The organism is Pseudochryseolinea flava (genome assembly GCF_003286915.1).
In the GTDB taxonomy this organism is placed as follows: Bacteria; Bacteroidota; Bacteroidia; order Cytophagales; family Cyclobacteriaceae; genus Ohtaekwangia; species Ohtaekwangia flava.
Genome location: NZ_QMFY01000002.1, coordinates 349,181 through 366,796 on the forward strand (window position 1 = coordinate 349,181; position 17,616 = coordinate 366,796).

At 43.5% G+C, this 17,616-nt stretch carries 16 protein-coding genes; 10 read left to right on the forward strand and 6 right to left on the reverse strand.

The features are described from left to right. Window positions 1-113: 113 nt before the first annotated feature. The 4 genes from DQQ10_RS06720 (at window position 114) to DQQ10_RS06735 (ending at window position 8,255) form a co-directional block, all read left to right on the forward strand. Window positions 114-1,199: an efflux RND transporter periplasmic adaptor subunit gene (locus DQQ10_RS06720; RefSeq protein ID WP_112746056.1), complete on the forward strand. Its 1,086-nt coding sequence runs from the start codon at window positions 114-116 to the stop codon at window positions 1,197-1,199. A gap of 24 nt (window positions 1,200-1,223) precedes the next feature. Beyond that, window positions 1,224-4,451: an efflux RND transporter permease subunit gene (locus tag DQQ10_RS06725; protein ID WP_112746057.1), complete on the forward strand. Its 3,228-nt coding sequence runs from the start codon at window positions 1,224-1,226 to the stop codon at window positions 4,449-4,451. Continuing rightward, a complete protein-coding gene (locus DQQ10_RS06730) occupies window positions 4,432-5,862 on the forward strand; it encodes a TolC family protein (protein ID WP_221409685.1) in 1,431 nt (476 codons plus the stop codon). Before DQQ10_RS06725 ends, DQQ10_RS06730 begins: the two co-directional genes overlap by 20 nt. A 224-nt stretch (window positions 5,863-6,086) precedes the next feature. Then, window positions 6,087-8,255 (forward strand): choice-of-anchor tandem repeat GloVer-containing protein, encoded by a 2,169-nt coding sequence (locus DQQ10_RS06735; RefSeq protein ID WP_112746058.1) that lies wholly within the window; start codon window positions 6,087-6,089, stop codon window positions 8,253-8,255. Between the two features lie 36 nt (window positions 8,256-8,291). Here DQQ10_RS06735 and DQQ10_RS06740 read toward each other — a convergent pair whose 3' ends face one another. After that, window positions 8,292-8,738: a hypothetical protein gene (locus DQQ10_RS06740; RefSeq protein ID WP_112746059.1), complete on the reverse strand. Its 447-nt coding sequence runs from the start codon at window positions 8,736-8,738 to the stop codon at window positions 8,292-8,294. Window positions 8,739-9,046: 308 nt separating this feature from the next. Here DQQ10_RS06740 and DQQ10_RS06745 point away from each other — a divergent pair, with 308 nt between their 5' ends. The 3 genes from DQQ10_RS06745 (at window position 9,047) to DQQ10_RS06755 (ending at window position 10,336) form a co-directional block, all read left to right on the forward strand. Next, window positions 9,047-9,376 carry a potassium transporter KefB gene (locus DQQ10_RS06745; protein ID WP_112746060.1) on the forward strand — a complete coding sequence of 110 codons (330 nt, stop codon included), beginning with the start codon at window positions 9,047-9,049 and terminating at the stop codon, window positions 9,374-9,376. Window positions 9,377-9,444: 68 nt separating this feature from the next. Then, entirely contained in the window at window positions 9,445-9,924 is a 480-nt protein-coding gene (locus tag DQQ10_RS06750; protein WP_112746061.1) for a DinB family protein, read from the forward strand. Between the two features lie 13 nt (window positions 9,925-9,937). Next, the gene (locus tag DQQ10_RS06755) at window positions 9,938-10,336 is read left to right on the forward strand and encodes a ribosomal maturation YjgA family protein (protein WP_112746062.1); all 399 of its coding nucleotides are present in this window, start codon (window positions 9,938-9,940) and stop codon (window positions 10,334-10,336) included. A 77-nt stretch (window positions 10,337-10,413) separates the two neighbouring features. Here the strand turns inward: DQQ10_RS06755 and DQQ10_RS06760 are convergent, their stop codons facing one another. The 5 genes from DQQ10_RS06760 to DQQ10_RS06780 form a co-directional block, all read right to left on the reverse strand. After that, window positions 10,414-10,869 carry an SRPBCC family protein gene (locus DQQ10_RS06760; RefSeq protein ID WP_165823820.1) on the reverse strand — a complete coding sequence of 152 codons (456 nt, stop codon included), beginning with the start codon at window positions 10,867-10,869 and terminating at the stop codon, window positions 10,414-10,416. Window positions 10,870-10,995: 126 nt separating this feature from the next. Further along, window positions 10,996-12,189, reverse strand: a complete 1,194-nt coding sequence (locus DQQ10_RS06765; protein WP_165823821.1) for a DUF3592 domain-containing protein — start codon at window positions 12,187-12,189, stop codon at window positions 10,996-10,998. A 32-nt stretch (window positions 12,190-12,221) separates the two neighbouring features. Continuing rightward, a complete protein-coding gene (locus DQQ10_RS06770; protein ID WP_112746065.1) occupies window positions 12,222-13,541 on the reverse strand; it encodes a tetratricopeptide repeat protein in 1,320 nt (439 codons plus the stop codon). A gap of 64 nt (window positions 13,542-13,605) precedes the next feature. Continuing rightward, window positions 13,606-14,577 (reverse strand): 23S rRNA (adenine(1618)-N(6))-methyltransferase RlmF, encoded by a 972-nt coding sequence (rlmF, locus tag DQQ10_RS06775; protein WP_112746066.1) that lies wholly within the window; start codon window positions 14,575-14,577, stop codon window positions 13,606-13,608. After that, window positions 14,525-15,478 (reverse strand): helix-turn-helix domain-containing protein, encoded by a 954-nt coding sequence (locus DQQ10_RS06780; protein WP_112746067.1) that lies wholly within the window; start codon window positions 15,476-15,478, stop codon window positions 14,525-14,527. Before DQQ10_RS06780 ends, rlmF begins: the two co-directional genes overlap by 53 nt. 242 nt (window positions 15,479-15,720) lie before the next feature. Between DQQ10_RS06780 and DQQ10_RS06785 the strand changes: the two genes are divergently transcribed. Genes DQQ10_RS06785 through DQQ10_RS06795 form a run of 3 tightly spaced genes read left to right on the forward strand, consistent with a single transcriptional unit; the run spans window position 15,721 to window position 17,595 of the window. Further along, complete coding sequence (locus tag DQQ10_RS06785; RefSeq protein WP_112746068.1) at window positions 15,721-16,164, forward strand: lipocalin-like domain-containing protein; 444 nt, start codon at window positions 15,721-15,723, stop codon at window positions 16,162-16,164. 25 nt (window positions 16,165-16,189) lie between these two features. Continuing rightward, window positions 16,190-16,681, forward strand: a complete 492-nt coding sequence (locus DQQ10_RS06790) for an RNA polymerase sigma factor (protein ID WP_112746069.1) — start codon at window positions 16,190-16,192, stop codon at window positions 16,679-16,681. Between the two features lie 2 nt (window positions 16,682-16,683). After that, window positions 16,684-17,595, forward strand: coding sequence for a FecR family protein (locus DQQ10_RS06795; protein ID WP_112746070.1), 912 nt, complete (start codon window positions 16,684-16,686; stop codon window positions 17,593-17,595). The last annotated feature ends 21 nt before the right edge of the window (window positions 17,596-17,616 follow it).

Sequence of the window (17,616 nt, forward strand, 5' to 3'; positions counted from 1 at the left end):
ATCGATTGCTGATTATGCTGAACCTCTTCGCGTAATCACAGACGTGTTGTTAACAGGCTTACCATTCGCCACGACACATTTTTTCAATCCGATTTTTAAAAACTAGAATTTTTATGACTAGAAATTATATCCTCATCTTGGCGGCTTCACTATTATTTTTAGCCAGCTGCGGCCACGATGAACATGGGAAACACGAAGAAGCAAAGTACACGGTTACCACGCCGATAAAAAAAGATACGCTCGTTTTCCATGAGTACGTGTGTCAGATCCACGCGATCCAGCACATTGAACTTCGCGCCCTCGAAAAGGGCTACCTCCAAAATATTTATGTTGACGAAGGGCAACTTGTCAAAAAAGGCAAACTGATGTTTCAGATTATGCCGATGATTTATCAAGCCGAAACAGAAAGAGCTGAAGCCGAGGTAAAGTTCGCAGAAATAGAATATTTGAACACCAAAAGTCTTGCTGACAGCAACATCGTTTCAGCAAACGAACTTGCCCTAAACAAAGCGAGACTTGACAAAGCGAAAGCAGAAGTATCACTCGCCAAAGCGCATCTTGGGTTCACAAAAATTTCAGCACCATTCGACGGCATCATGGATCGTTTCCATGTACGCTTAGGAAGTCTAGTCGATGAAGGAGAACTGTTGACTACACTATCAGACAACAGTAAGATGTGGGTTTATTTCAACGTGCCAGAAGCAGAGTATCTTGACTATGTGATGCGCTCGAAGTCTGACACACCGCTGAAAGTAAAATTGCAAATGGCCAACAACCGCTTATTCCCTGAATCTGGAAAAGTGGAGACTATTGAAGCCGACTTCAACAATGAAACAGGTAACATCGCCTTCAGAGCAATCTTTAATAACCCTGACGGCATTTTGCGCCATGGAGAAACGGGAAACATCTTAATGCCTGTTACACTACATGATGCGTTGTTGATCCCACAAAAAGCTACATTCGAAATTCTCGACAAAAAATATGTATTTGTAGTAGATGATGCGGGCATTGTGAAGTCGCGCGAAATTAAGGTGGGCACAGAAATGCCACACTTATATGCCGTGACGCATGGGCTTCAAGAAAACGACAAGATACTCGTTGATGGACTGCGAAAAGTGAAAAACAATCAGCAGATCAAATATGGTTTTGTGAAACAGCAACAGATACTGGCTCAGCTTAATGACCTCCACGCTGAATAACGAACACACTAAAACCATTTTGACATGTTTAGTAAATTCATTCAACGGCCGGTTTTGGCGATCGCCATTTCTATTGCCATAATTTTCTTGGGCATACTAGCCATCAACACGAGGCCCGTATCACAGTTCCCGCAAATTGCACCACCACGCGTAAACATTTTTATTGCTTATCCTGGATCAAGTGCAAAAGTACTGGTAGAATCTACCTTGATTCCGCTCGAAAGAGCAATCAACGGTGTTCAAGGTATGCAGTACATCATCTCTGACGCCACCAGCGCTGGCGAAGCGACGATACAAATTGTCTTTGAACCAGGAACAGATCCGAACGCTGCAGTTGTAAACGTAAAGACCAGGGTTGACCAAGTGATGAACAACCTTCCTCCGTTAGTACAACGCGAAGGCGTAATTATCTCCCCGATTCAGCCGAGTATGTTGATGTATGTAAACTTATTCAGCACCGATAAAAATGCTGACGAAAAGTTTCTCTACAACTATGCCAACGTTCACATCTTGCCAGAGCTGCAACGCATCAGCGGTATGGGACGTGCTCAAATTCTCGGAAGTCGACAGTATGCGATGCGCATTTGGTTGAAACCGGATCGGATGCGCGCTTACAATGTGTCTACTGAAGAAGTGATGGAAGCCATGAACGAACAAAGCGTGATTGGTCGACCTGGACGACTCGGACAAGCCTCAGGAAAAACGGCGCAATCGCTCGAATATGTATTGACCTACAAAGGGCGCTTTAACAAACCAGAAGAATATGAGAATATCATTGTGCGTTCCAATGCCGATGGAGAAATACTCAAGCTGAAAGATATTGCTGAAGTTGAATTGGGTAGCGAATTTTTTGACATCTATTCCAACAAGGATGGCTACCCAGCAGCGTCCATCGTCTTGAAGCAAAATTTTGGAAGCAATGCTAGTAAAGTCATTGAGGGTGTAAAAGAAAAGTTGAAGGAACTCGAGTCAGACTTCCCACCTGGCATGAGCTACGAAATCAATTATGATGTTTCCAAATTCGTAAACGCATCAATCGATAAGGTACTTCATACATTGGTAGAAGCATTCATTCTTGTGGCGCTTGTCGTGTTCCTTTTCCTCGGCGATTGGCGATCGACGTTGATCCCCACGATTGCTGTGCCGGTCTCACTTATCGGCGCGTTTGTATTCATGCAGATGTTCGGCCTCACAATAAACCTGATTACACTATTTGCACTGGTACTCGCGATCGGCATTGTTGTTGACGATGCGATCGTTGTGGTGGAAGCCGTTCACGCAAAAATGGAAGAAGAACACTTGTCTCCATATCACGCCGTGAAAAAAGTACTGGGAGAAATCAGCGGCGCTATCATTGCCATCACGTTAATCATGACAGCGGTGTTCGTTCCGGTTGCGTTCATGACTGGCCCTGTGGGAATTTTTTATCGCCAATTCTCCATTACCATGGCGAGCGCTATTGTCCTATCCGGTGTAGTTGCCCTTACACTAACACCCGTGTTATGTGCAATGATCCTTAAAAATCCACATGGCAAGCCCCGCAGGAAAACACCCGTCGACAAATTCATCGATTGGTTCAACCGAAAATTTGAAAAGCTTACAGGGCGCTATACGGGTCTCTTGAATTTAATTGTGAATCGTAAAGTCGTGACGTATGGCATCCTGATTCTATTCGGCTTTGGAATTTTCGCAATCGACAAAACGCTACCTGCAGGATTCATCCCCAATGAAGATCAAGGAATGATCTATGCCATTATTCAAACACCTCCGGGAAGTACCTTGGAAAGAACGAACGATGTATCGAGACATCTTCAACAAATTGCAGAAGAAGTAGACGGTATTCAATCAGTTTCTTCTCTTGCAGGTTATGAAATTCTTACGGAGGGGCGCGGATCGAATGCCGGGACGTGCATCATCAACTTGAAGGATTGGTCTGAGCGACATCAATCTGTCACGGAGATTATCGAAGAGCTCGAAGAAAAAACAAAAGACCTTGGTGCTGTCGTCGAATTCTTTGAACCACCTGCGGTACCAGGTTATGGATCCTCCGATGGTTTCTCATTACGATTGCTCGATAAAAATAGTACGATCGACTATCAAGAGTTCGACAAGATCAATACGGATTTTATGCATGCGCTTGAACAACGTAAAGAATTAAGTGGTCTTTTCACATTCTTCGCTGCAAACTATCCACAATACGAACTTACCATCGACAATGAACTTGCCATGCAAAAAGGCGTGTCCATTGGTAAAGCCATGGAAAACTTAGACATCTTAATTGGTAGCACGTACGAACAAGGTTTCATCCGCTTTGGAAACTTCTTCAAGGTGTATACGCAATCGGCACCCGAGTACAGAAAGATGCCTTCGGACGTACTGGATTTATTCATTAAAAACAATCGTGATGAAATGGTTCCGTATTCATCATTCATGAAGATGACCAAAACACAAGGACCGAATGAGATCACGCGATTTAATTTGTACACATCATCGTCTATTCGGGGTGTTCCTGCGCCTGGATACACAAGTGGTGATGCCATCAAAGCCATTCAAGAAGTTGCCGCGCAGACGTTACCACAAGGTTATGGTATTGCGTGGGAAGGTCTCTCCTACGATGAAGCGAATAGAGGTAATGAAGCACTTTACATATTTGTGGTTGTACTCATCTTCGTGTACCTTGTGTTAGCAGGACAATATGAAAGTTTTATTATCCCCTTGGCTGTAATTCTATCATTACCTGCTGGCGTTTTTGGATCGTTCTTACTGCTAAAAGTAATGGGCCTTGCCAACAACATTTATGCGCAGATCGGCTTGATCATGCTTGTTGGATTACTTGGCAAGAACGCCGTATTGATTGTTGAGTTCGCCGTGCAAAAACATCAGCAAGGAGCAACCATACTTGAATCTGCAATCGAAGGTGCTAAGGTTAGATTCCGACCGATCTTAATGACATCGTTCGCATTTATTGCTGGTCTTATTCCGCTGGTCGTTGCAACCGGACCTGGCGCTACCGGTAATAGAACAATTGGTTCATCCGCGCTTGGTGGGATGCTTTTCGGAACAATCTTCGGTGTGATCATTGTGCCTGGACTGTACTACATCTTCGGAAAGCTTGCTGATGGCAGAAAGCTTATCCAAGACGAAGATCAAACACCACTTAGTGAAGAATATGTCGTGAGCAATTCAGAAGCATCGCTGCTCAAAAAATTACTAAAAAAAATCAGCCGCAAAAATGAAAAAGGTAACGCATAAACTCATGGCCGCAATATGTTTTGCAGCGCTATTGTGTGGCTGTATCACACCACGCGTTTCGGTGAAACAAGAAAATAGTACCGTTCCTACTCAGTTCGCGAGTGGATCGGACACTTCAAACATTGCCAAACTGAATTGGAAAGAATACTTCTCAGACGAAAACCTGATCGCGCTAATTGATACAGCACTTAAAAAGAATCAAGAGCTGAACATCACATTGCAGGAGATCGAAATTAGCCGCAACGAAGTGCGCGCAAGGAAAGGTGAGTATCTTCCTTTTGTCGGACTTCAAGCCGGTGCCGGTATCGAGAAGGCTGGACGATTTACGCGCAATGGTGCGGTTGATGAAAATCTTGAAATCAAACCAGGCACCAGATTTCCAGAACCACTCAACGATTACATGTTCGGCCTCACGGCTTCATGGGAAATTGACATCTGGAAAAAACTACGCAACGCGAAGAAGGCTGCTGTGGTAAGGTACCTTGCGAGCGTAGAAGGTAAAAATTTCATGGTCACCAATCTTATTGCCGAGATTGCCAACAGCTATTATGAGTTAGAAGCCCTTGACAACATGCTGGCGATTATCGAACAGAATATTGAAGTTCAAAGCAACGGTCTAGACGTTGTCAAACAACAAAAGCAGGCTGCGAAAGTGACACAACTTGCAGTCAACAGATTTCAAGCTCAGTTGTTGAACACCAAAAATCTGCAATTTGAAATTCGACAACGCATCGTTGAAACTGAAAATCGACTTCACTTCCTCACGGGTGTATTCAAGGGAAATATTCCACGAAGCTCGGCATCATTCAATGACATTGCTTTAGATTCAGCTTATGCGGGTATCCCCTCTCAACTTCTCAAGTACAGACCTGACATCCGGCAAGCGGAACTAAACCTCGCCGCAGCGAAGATCGATGTCAAAGTTGCACGAGCTAATTTCTATCCATCCTTTCGGATTGAAGGCGGGGCGGGATTTCAGGCATTCAATGCGGCCTATTTGATCAAACCAGAGTCGATGTTGTACAATATCGCGGGAGAACTCGTTGCGCCGTTAGTCAATAGAAATGCAATCGCCGCGGCATACAAAAGCGCAAATGCAAAACAGATCCAAGAGGTTTACAACTATGAGCGTACAATTTTAAATGCTTATCTGGAAGTCGTTAACCAACTATCAAGCGTCGATAATTTTGCTAAGAGTCATCAGACAAAAGCTGAAGAAGTGAATATCCTGATGCAATCCGTAACGATTTCAAACAGTCTTTTCAACTCTGCGCGCGCCGATTATTTGGAGGTGTTGTTGACACAACAAGAAGCACTTGAATCCAAAATGGAGCTCATTGAGATCAAAACTAAACAGCTGAATGCTAAAGTGAATATCTATAAGTCACTGGGTGGCGGTTGGAATTTCTGACCTAATACCCATCAGTTCTCTTACACAGTATTCCATCGTTTCAGCAGGAACGATGGAATTTCTGTTTTTAAATCCACCGTACAAGCCAATATCTAGTATGCATTTCGGACCCTTTTACGTGAATTTTATCATACACGATAAACACGGCGTTACCAGAATGGATCAGATTTATCATAAACCTTACGTTGTGTCCATTGGCTTTATAACAATTGCTATTTTTAGTTATGCAAAAGTTATTGGCTACTATTTTCATTTTTGCTTCGACGGTATTCTACAGTGAAGCACAACAACAGTTCTTCGGCACGACGAGCTCCGGCGGAGATCATTTTAATGGGTTCATCTTTAAGACCGATTCCATTGGAAACAATCTTGAAATCATCCATCATTTTAAATCAAATGTCGACGGCGAGAACATTAGCGCACTACTGCTCGCAAGCAATAACAAATTGTATGGACTTGCGAGCGCTGGCGGCCAAGGTGGGGGAACAAACGTATTCAACAGTGGAACATTTTTCGAATACGATTTAGACACAGATCGCTTTCGCGTGATCGAACATCTCGGCCCCCTTAGTACAAACCTGCCCAACATCTACACGCCCAGGGCAGAAGGTATGCCTGCGTTGACGGAAGTTTCACCGGGTTTGATTTATGGACTCGCTGCACAAGGTCGCTACGTGTTTTCATATAATTTTAACACCGGCGTGTTTGGGAAACCATTTACGGTACCTAATTATCAAGGCGGCCCTACGAATGGCACACTTCAAAACGTAATCTCTCAAGCATTTTATAAAGCGTCAAATGGCAACTTGTACGCAGCCACCACAACAAATTCCACATGCCCCATCGGAAACCCATACATGGGATCGATCTTCCGTGTAGTCCCCGCTACGAACACGCTTACCGTTACACACAAAAGCGCATGCTTAATAGAGTTTGGATTCACCTATAATGGACATTTTGCAGAGATCAATGGAAAGCTTTACGGAACAACGAATTTTGGAGGGACGTCAAACCAAGGTGTGATTTTTGAATACACGCTGGCAACGAATGCTTATGTAAAACGTCACGACTTTCACGGCGGTGTTCTCTCAAATAGCTTTTACCCAACGTCGTTGATCGCCGCTAACAATGGCAAGCTATATGGAACGACACATGGCGGCGGTGTTGTTGAACAAAATTTCCCAAGCGGTTGTGGTACGCTTTACGAATATGATTTGCAGACCAATACCTACACCACGAAGTATAATTTCTTGGGTGGTGTTGGATGGCTTGGCGATGTTGGCCCATTTCCTTCAGCGCTCGTAAAAGGTGCAAATGGAAAATTGTATGGCGTTACAGAGTTCGGCGTCTTTGAATTTAATACACAAAACGGAGAGCTTCGCATGGGCGGACGATTTTGGACGCGCGGTTTTGCGCCGTCGATTGTTCAAGTATGCAGAAAGCCGTCGTATCAATTTCAATCAATCACGACCTACGATATTTGTAAGGATGCTCCTTTTACGATTGATCTCGCAAGTCCAAACGCAACAACGGTTTCTTGGAAACACAATAATGAAACCGTTCTCACGCAAACTACACCGGCGTTGCATTTTGACTCCTTCTCTGCTAGCGACGAAGGGACATGGGTATGCACGATGACGAATGAATGCGGCACAACAACATCACAGAGTTTTACGCTGAACGTTGTTGCGCCTTCACAACCAACAATCACGGCATTGGGCTCCACTGAATTCTGCGCCGGGCAATCCATTAAACTTGTGGCCTCTGAGGGTTTCGACGACTACGCATGGTCAAACGGCGAAACAACACAAGAGATTACAACGACAGACGCGGGTACATACACGGTGCAAGTGAGCGAAGGCGAATGTGAAAGTCTACCTTCAGATCCACTTACCATTACTGTATTTGCGTTGCCATTACCACCAACATCGATAGAAGCCACCGGGAATAACAAGTTGAAAGCTATAGGAGACGCAGCGCGTTACGAATGGACATTGAACGATGTTCTTCTGGACATGCAGTCGGCAGAAATTACCGTAACAGAATCCGGTGTGTACAAAGCCCGCAGTATAAGTAACGATGGATGTCGCTCTGCAAATTTTGCATCAATAGACTTTATTGTTCTTGATGCTGAATCGGCTTCGGCGAATTTATTGCAAGTTTATCCCAATCCTACCAGGGGAGAATTATACTTGAACGCCTCAGAAAAATTATTAGGACCAATAGCCATATCGTTGCTGGATGCGAAAGGTCAATTGATAAACACACGCCGTGAAGAAATCTCAGCGAATAATCCTCCGATTTTGTTGCATGAGCAACTTGCACCTGGTGTATATCAACTCCTTTTACAAAAACAGGCTACGGTGTATTCCATTAAAATCGTCGTGCTTTGAGCGCCATCAAGTGTTGTGGATGCAAGCTTATTAAGACTATTCGTAAACCTTCATCGATTTAACTACGGCATCCATGGTCTCCTTAGGGCCAATCCATTTTTCAATATTTTGTCGAATCAATTCGATCATTTCACGAACAACCTCCTTACGGTAGCCAAACCGAATCGCAAATATTTCGCAAAGTCGTAGTTCTTCGATATGTACATTCTTGTCAACAGACATCATGTGCACAAGATCATACAGTTGATTGAATTTTTCTCTATCACCACGAGGCACCTCAAATTTTACCTTTGCTGTATTTGCTTGTATTGTTTTCAACTCATCTCTCGAAATGTTGTTGCGTAGTGCCGCATACTCAAGCAGGCGTTGTTCCTCCGTGCCAAGGTTTCCATCTGCCGCAGCAATCTCGATGAGGTTTCGCATATGGCTCTTCGCGGAAGCCTTGCCAAGTTTTACAAGGTCAATGATATCGGTAACATTCATAAGAGAGAATTTTATGCCCAGTAAGATAACGAGGCTGCGTGAATTCTGCTACCACGTTCCGACCAAAAGTAAAATTCATCCACAGAGCCAACCAACAATTGCTGGATTATCTACTTTGCTCCTGCTCCAAGATGATAAATGCCCAAATTTTGCCTAAAAAAGCGATAAACAAATCTATCAACTTTTATTTTCAAAGTACTTTCATAATTAATAATCAATACACTACCTTGCCGTCATATTGATCAAGTCACCGCAGCCTAGTCGCAAATAGGACTTGAACAAATCGTCACAAAAAAAATAAACATGCCATGACACAAGCACATGACTCAGCACAGCCCCAACCATTCTCACTCAGTAAACGCATGCTAATTGGTGCGGGAATCGGTCTACTCGCTATCCTCTTCTTCCTTGTACCAGGCGAAGCAAACCCTGAATGGAGTAAATTCTGGATGATCCGACCGCTCATTATTGTCCCGCTTGCCGGCGCTATGGGCGGAATGTGTAACTACTACATCCTCCAATTTCAAAAACTCGTGGGACTCAATAAAATTGTCGCCGTCGTCCTTAGCATCCTCGTGTTTATCGTCGGATTATGGATGGGCATTGTACTTGGACTCGATGGCACCATGTGGGACTAATATGATTGCACCTTGTAACAACGCTGTAAGTAGTCCGTTAATAGAGTCACATCATCTTGCATACTGCTATGGACATTCTGAGATTGCTTGCATACAACCATTGGGCTAATGGTTCGTTAACGAAACAAATTGAAAAACTTCCACCGACATTTTTCCTTCAAAACTTCGGTGGAAGCTTCGGTTCTATTCAAGCAACGCTGACGCACGTGTTCGAATCCGATTGGATTTGGCTCACTCGTTTTCAAGGCAGCCCCACGGATAATATCCCTACGTGGAGCTTTGCTGATGCTCACACGTTAATTGATCGGTGGAATACCATTCAACACGATATGCAAATGGTCGTCCGTAAACTAATAGCAGAATCGAAAGAAAGCATATCATTCAAAACACGTGCAGGACACCCACTGGTGATGCCGCTTTCGGAAATCATTACGCACATCTCGCATCATGGCAGCTATCACCGCGGACAAGTAGCGAATATGATTCGAATGGCGGGCGAAAAACCCGTGGGCACGGACTATTTTCTTTTCAGTATTCAAAACAAATAATCTTTCCTCACCCATGACCATCAAAGCGGCCGCAGCGCGCATAACCTTCAATAGAAACTATTTTTACATTGCCGCTCTCATATTCGTTGTGGAGTTACTTATTGCCTGCTTTGTTCGTGACAGAATAATCCGCCCTTACGTTGGCGATGTGTTGGTGGTTATCCTGGTCTATTGTTTCGTGAAATCTTTATTCAACCTTCCTGTTGTGCCTGTAGCCATTGGGGTTTGCATCTTCGCGTTCACGGTAGAGTATCTTCAATACATAAACATCGTTGAAAAATTAGGACTCCAAAAAAATGAGTTAGCACGGATCGCCATCGGAACGCTATTCGAATGGATTGATCTACTTGCTTACACATTTGGCACCCTGATCATCTTGATCGTTGAAACGTGGAACAAAAAAAATAAATAGCAGTCAAGTAAGTGGGAACAAAGCAATCACATCACAATAAAAAAACCGCGGCAAAATTCACCGCGGTCTTAAGAAATTTATGCTGTTTGTAGCTTACGTTCAGATAGTTTTTTCAATTCCTCCAATGCCGTCGGCCACCCATCGTCAAACATCTTTTTCCATTCCGGGTTGGTCTCAATTGTAACGACCACTGTAGTTTTACCATTCTCTTCAATGAAGTCGTATGCTTCGGTAATTCCAATCCACCCTTTCGCCATTTCGCTTGTTCTATCTTCTTTGCCGCCGTCTAATAGTATGGCGATGTGACGCGCCAACACTCTCTTATGCGGCTTTACCTCTACAAGCTCAGCAAGCGTACCCCCTCCGCCTGGTCCTGTGAACCGTATTTGTGTTCCCTCCTGCCACTTACCTTCATAAGAAGAATTAGGCCAACTTTTTGAAACCCATTGCTTATAGGTATCGGCATTCAACATTGTATCCCACACTTTTTTGGCAGGCGCATCAATCGTAGACTTATAAGTGATCGTTTCCATAAATGATAATTTAAGTTTTGATTCAACATTCATTAACTAACCATACAAAGGTGCACTATCACATCAACTTCAGTAGTTGCCAAAGACGACATTATCAGGGGTACATTGCGACAAATTGCTAGTAGGTCACTCGGTTACGTCACGTTGTTCTAATACTGTTACACCATCCGCTATGTAAATATCGCCGACATGAGCGACGAATTTAACAATGCCAACACCCCACACGACGAACACAACAATCAACACTTGCTTCATTTGTACGCGCTTGAATAGCATGGGCAATATAAAAGCTGCAATCAGCGAATTCCACATCAATGAAAATATCAAGATTCCAATCATGGCATTCGTTACGCCTTTATAAACAACTGATTCTCCCGGCTTATCTGGATTGACAAAAACAGTAATTACCTTCGCGCGATTGAGTTTATCGAACAACTCGTAGTAATGCTCAACGTTATTCATACCAACATTAAACGAAACCCTTTCACCCACATAAGATTCACCATGAACACCGTACTTATATTCCATCTGAATTTTGTACGATGTCGATTCGCTATCTTCGCTAGAGACCATCTCAATCGACAAAACTTCCGCGCGCACGGATTGCCAATTGTTTGCCTGCATTACTTGAAAGAATTGGTAGCATACGAGCCCCAACGTTCCGAGTCCCACCGCGACAAATGGCGTAAAAAAAAGCACGCCACACCCAATCGCCCACTTGCTCACAGGTTTCTTTTCCTGGCTCTCCTCTTCCACCAATTCAATTGGCGCAACACCTAGCGCACCAACATGCTCGTCGATGGTAATTGGAACATGCTTACTTTCAAATGAATTATGCCAAAGAAATTTCTTTAAGGCATCCTTCCGTTCCGCATTCTCTAAGTAAAAATTAAATTCGTACTTCACTTGGTTGGCATGAAACACAATTTTGTTCTCTGATCCATTTAGTCGCTTGGTATCTTCACCATCTTGTTTAGTTTCTCCATCATACGCATCCACCAACAGTTGAACCACCTCAATGTCATTCCATAAAAAATCCATACGATTACCGCCACTCAGAATACCTACACCTTGCAACCGAAACTCCACGAACGAATCTTTTTGTACCCAATTCTTAGGAGTAAACTTTCCTTTCTTAAAAAGATTAAATACGAAGAGTAAAAATACCCCGATAGGAAGACTTGCCAGCAGCGCCATATTACCGGTGCTTACACCAATAGCAAATGGCACGAACATAATCACAACTAACAATATACCGATCACTTTTTCTGACGTTGTCGGCTTCGGTATTAACGCAATGTTCGCACGAAAATTTTCCATAGATTTCACATGACTATTTCGATACATTTCAATTACATCCATCCGAGTTCGTGTAGTCTATCCGTAGCTTCATGCTCGGCCTTATCTGCAGATTTCATAAAATATGTTCTTGCCTTCGCGGTATCTCCCTGCTCTAACAAAAATTCAGCATAGTGAAACTCCAGCAAGTCGACCGACGAATGTTGACCAAACGATTTTTGAAAGAATTCTTCCGCTAGATCAAAAGCCTTTTTTCGTTGGTAATATAGCGCCAAGTTTCTAAATGTATACGCAATATCGCTATTACCAGAAGCGATGGCCTTGTCGAGATATACCTTCCCTTCTTCGAGATCGCCAGTAACAATCAATGCATAACCGAGGTTGTCATTCGCATAGCCAAACTCCGGCCCTAGCGCCAGCGCCTTTCTGAAATTAGAAATCCCCATGGCATAATTTTTCTTCCGCATGTAATAGTAGCCCATGTTATTAAACACATCCGCACGCATTACATCGTCGTTCGTGATGAAGAGTATTTTCTGCAGCGCTGCGATCGCTGCTTCAAGTTCATTATTATCAAAATGATCATTGGCTTCGTTAAACAATTCATTTGATTTCACCTCCATCGGATCATAAAGGTTGTTAGGATGTTCACGTAGGTATGAAATTGCATCGGCGAACATCTTCTGAAAATCCGGCGCGAGATCATCCTTCCACGCGGGATCATCCTCACCGGTGAGATTAGCATAAGTAGCAAGGCTAAATGCCATTACCGAAGTCGGCATGACCGCACCGTGATTCCATTTAATCTCCCAGTGATTTGTATTGACTTGCGGATGCAAAAGATTTCCCGCCAGGAGGACACCAAAACCATAATAAATTCCTGCGAGGTAGATGAACAATCCGGTGTCATCACCGCCAACGTCAAATTCTAGATCGCTTTCGGTAAGACGAATACGAATGAATTCATAAATGAGATTATAGGTCAACAGATCTCGGCTATTCAGCAACCCACGTGACACAAAAATTCGGTAGGCTCCCGGGGTTAGGTCAGCCTCGCACACGAATGATTTTCCTTCTACCTGATGTGGGACATCTTGCACGCTACGCAGGTCCGCGGTTACTTCACAATTTACCGTATCGCGAGATATACCGAACAACACGCATAGATCATCGACTACATCATCAGCATCAACAATCGGGCTTCCAAACGTAGCGGGAAAAAACTTTTCATTGAGTAATACTTGTTGCTCTAGCTTATTGGGATACCCAAAGACATCCTTGAGCCATCTAAAATTTTCTTCGACCCAAAGTCTGTCACCGTCTGTAATCTTAAACTGGTTGTTGGCTTTACCGTTGATATCAAAGATTTTCATTCACAAAGAGAATAATCAAACAAAGATAATCTTGAATCGCAAGAACTCACCAATCCTAGAAATGTTAATCGCCCGGATTCCATTTCGTCGATGCCCATTGTTGCCGTTGTGGCGTGGTGTGGTATGTCCAGGCGACAATCCTACTGGATTTGTTTCCCTGACTCATCGGTATAACTTTCACATCGGCAGCTTTATTACTTCGAATGGCGCGAACAGCAGCATCCAAGTTTGATTGCTTTGATATCAGCGTTGTAAACCACAGACACGTCTTGGCAAATCGCCGGCTCTCGCGTATAATATTTCCAACAAAACGTTCCTCTCCCCCGGTGCACCACAATTCATTCCCTTTACCACCGAAATTGAGTACTGCTTTCGATATAGGCCTGCGTTTTAAATTGCTGAGCTTTTTTAAACTACCCGCCTGAGCTTCTTCGGCCGAGGTGTGGAAGGGTGGATTACAAAATGTTACATCGAAGCCTTCATCGTCCTTCACTACATTTTGAAAAATGTGATCCGTTGACGGTTGCAACCTTAAGGCTATACGCCGCTGAAGAAATGGATTTCTCTCGATGATCTCACTGGCCGACGTGATCGCCGTGGCATCAGCATCAGTGCCCACAAACGTCCAACCATATTCCACAGCGCCAATGATCGGATAGATGCAGTTTGCACCAACGCCAATATCAACGCAAGAAATAACATTACCACGCGGCACGATTCCAGCATTGTCCGCCGACAACAAATCGGCGACGTAATGCACATAATCCGCTCTCCCAGGAATCGGTGGACATAAATACCCGGCTGGAATATCCCAGAATTCGACCTTATAAAAACATTTTAAAAGCGCCCTATTTAAATGCTTTACAGCTTCCGGATCAAAAAAATCAATCGACTCGTCGCCATACGCATTCACCTTCACGAAAGATTGCAGCGCGGGAAAGCTTTCAATAAGTTGTTTAAAGTCATAACGGCCTCGGTGCTTGTTACGCGCATGAAGGACTGTTTTCTCTTGGGGATGTACTTTTTTCTGAGACATTTGATAATCTATCTTTTACAGTTTGCGCCGCGCGAAATGCCTCAGGTGTAAGCCCGCTTTGTTTCCGAAACCACCGAATAAAGTAAGATGTTTCGCTAAAGTTAAGCATTGCAGCTACCTCGTTTACGTTGAGGTCAGAATATGCAAACAAACGTTTTGCCTCAAGTAACACCCGTGATTGTATGAGCTCCGTAAGCGTTTTCCCCACGTTCTCCTTGCAAATACTATTGAGGTACGCGGGAGCCAGCGCCATCTGCGACGCATAGTCACTGGGTTGTTTTAAGGTTTTAAAATTTTCTTCTATTAGCTGCTCAAGTTTTCGCAGTTTAAACGTACTGGCGTGCGTCCTAACGGTGCCCGTTCTTTTATAGTGCTTCGCCGCCTCAAGAAGCATTACATCCAAATAAGCTCTGAGTAATCGATGATCGGGTTTGCTCGATTGACTATACTCTTGCAGCATTCGTCGAAATACAAAATCTACAGTGTCGGCCGTGTCAAGCTTGATCACTGGCGAAGCATCTAGTGAATGAAAAAAAGGGAACTCCATCAGGTTGCTCGCAACATTTTGCATTTGATAAAATGCCCGGGTGAAGAATATGATAATTCCCTCCGTTGCCTGATCTAAGTTCCATGAATGGACTTGCCCTGGCGTCATCAAAAAAACGGAATTCGGGCGAACGGTATACTTTGTAAAGTCGATTGTATGCGTACCCTTCCCTTGAGCCACATACAGCACGAGGTAAAAATCATGTTTATGCGGATGTTGGATAAACTTGTGCGTCTTGATGTGGCTTTTTAAATCCTCAATATAAAAATCGGTCCACGACGCTTTTGGGCTGAAAGCATCAAGCTCAAATATTGGTGTCTCCTTCCGTGCAACCTTTTTAACCTTTTCCTTCATCGATCAAATCATCAAACTACCAAACTAGTATCGATACCGTTGACATGACTATCGCGCGATTACCACTCAGCCATTCATCACGCCTTCCATCCCGCCAATTTCATACTTCTGAGCAGCAATCCCTAAATTTGTATGATTTTATCAAGAAAGTTTTCCATTTCTGGTAGGGTAAATTAAGAATGGCTTGTACTCTTGGTAATTCGGCGCGTGAAAACCCGACAAACTAAAATGCACCTGTCACAATGACTTTGAAAATAAAAAATACGAATACGATATCGGTTATGCTGCTTACGCTTGCCGTCGTGTTAGCATCTTGCAAAAATGACGATCCTGCTCCCAGTAAGCGCCCCTTTCTCGTCGGAAAAACTTGGATTGTCGTTCAATATGCATTAAACGGAGAAGACCAGACGGAAGACCGCGACGAATGCGAATTCGACAATACAACGGCCTTTTTCAACGACGGAACGTACCGCGAGGATATTGGTGATATTGCATGCGAAGAATCGGAAAACAACGTAGAAGGAACTTGGTCGTTCAAAGCTAACGAAACGATTATTAGCTTCCGCCCTGCAAACGAAAATGCCTCAGATTGGAAGATTGAAGAACTTTCCGATGATTTCCTAAAGATCTCGCAATATGTACCTACAGTTAAGGCCGAAGTGCTTATTGTAATGGCGCCTTTGTAATGCCTGATATAAATTATTTCAACGCATGACGCAAGCAGATTTCAAGCTAGCATTCGATGAATACTATCGTCCGATAAAAAATTTCTTGTACTATAAGTTAAGTGATATCCATCTCGCGGAAGACATCACTCAGGAGGTATTTATTAAAACCTGGGATAAGCGCGACTCCGTGATGACCGAAACCATTAAGAGTTACCTTTATAAGATCGCCAACAACCTTGCTATTAATCACTTTAACAGTGGCAAGACGCGATTTGAATTGAAACTAAAAGACCATGACCGAACAATATCGGAATCACCGGAGTATGTGATGGAAAAGGATGAATTTGCGGCGCGGTTAAATCGGGCCATGGATAATCTACCGGAACAGCAGCGTGTGGTATTTTTAATGAACAGAATCGACGATCTTACTTATCGAGAAATTGCGGACCGACTTGAAATCAGTGTTAAGGCAGTAGAAAAACGCATGCAAAATGCACTTGAGAGTTTACGACATGTGACACAATCCAAGTTTTAACGATGGATAGCAATAACGACTTTATCAAAGATTGGCTCGAGGGAAAAATTTCCCAAGAAGAAATTCAATCAAAAAAACGCAACGAAGATCCCGTCGTGAAAGATTTTCATGAACTGATCACAAAAAGTGCACGGTTAAAAACACCAGAAACGGTCAAACAAGACGACGCTTGGAAAAAATTATCAGCGCATATCGAGTCGGATAAATCTACCGACACAAAAACGATCCAACTGAAGCGATGGATTCCGCTTAGCATTGCAGCAGCTATTTCGTTGTTCATTGTTGCGTTCTTATTTCTCAATCGAACCACTACCATTTCCACGCCATTGGCAGAAATAAAAACACATATTCTACCCGACGGATCTGAAGTTATCTTAAACGCAGGATCAGAAATTGAATTTAAAGCAGCGTCATGGAGCAGCAACCGAAAGGTCACATTAAAGGGTGAAGCATTCTTCCATGTCAAAAAAGGCAGTAGCTTCACCGTTGCAACAGCTTCGGGTAATGTCACCGTACTTGGCACAACCTTTAATGTAAATGCACGTTCATCAACTTTCGCGGTATCTTGTTATACCGGAAAAGTAAAAGTGGACCACGGAACCAGTAGCGTGACTTTAACAAAAGGTTTGGCGACTTCCTTGCACAAGGATGCATTATCGCCCGCTCAAGCATTTGATGATACCAAATCCACTTGGCGTGAAGGTGACTTCTATTTCAATGGAACACCACTACACATGGTACTCTCCGAACTTGAGCGACAGTTTAATGTAAACATCACCTTCCACGGAGATAGCACACGCTTGTACCACGGATATTTCAGTAATAAAGATCTCGACCAAGCCATGATTATGGTTCTTAAGCCAATGTCATTGCATTACGAACGCGATACGAATCAGGGCATTATTGTGAAGTGATCAGAAGGCTTTCCATACTCA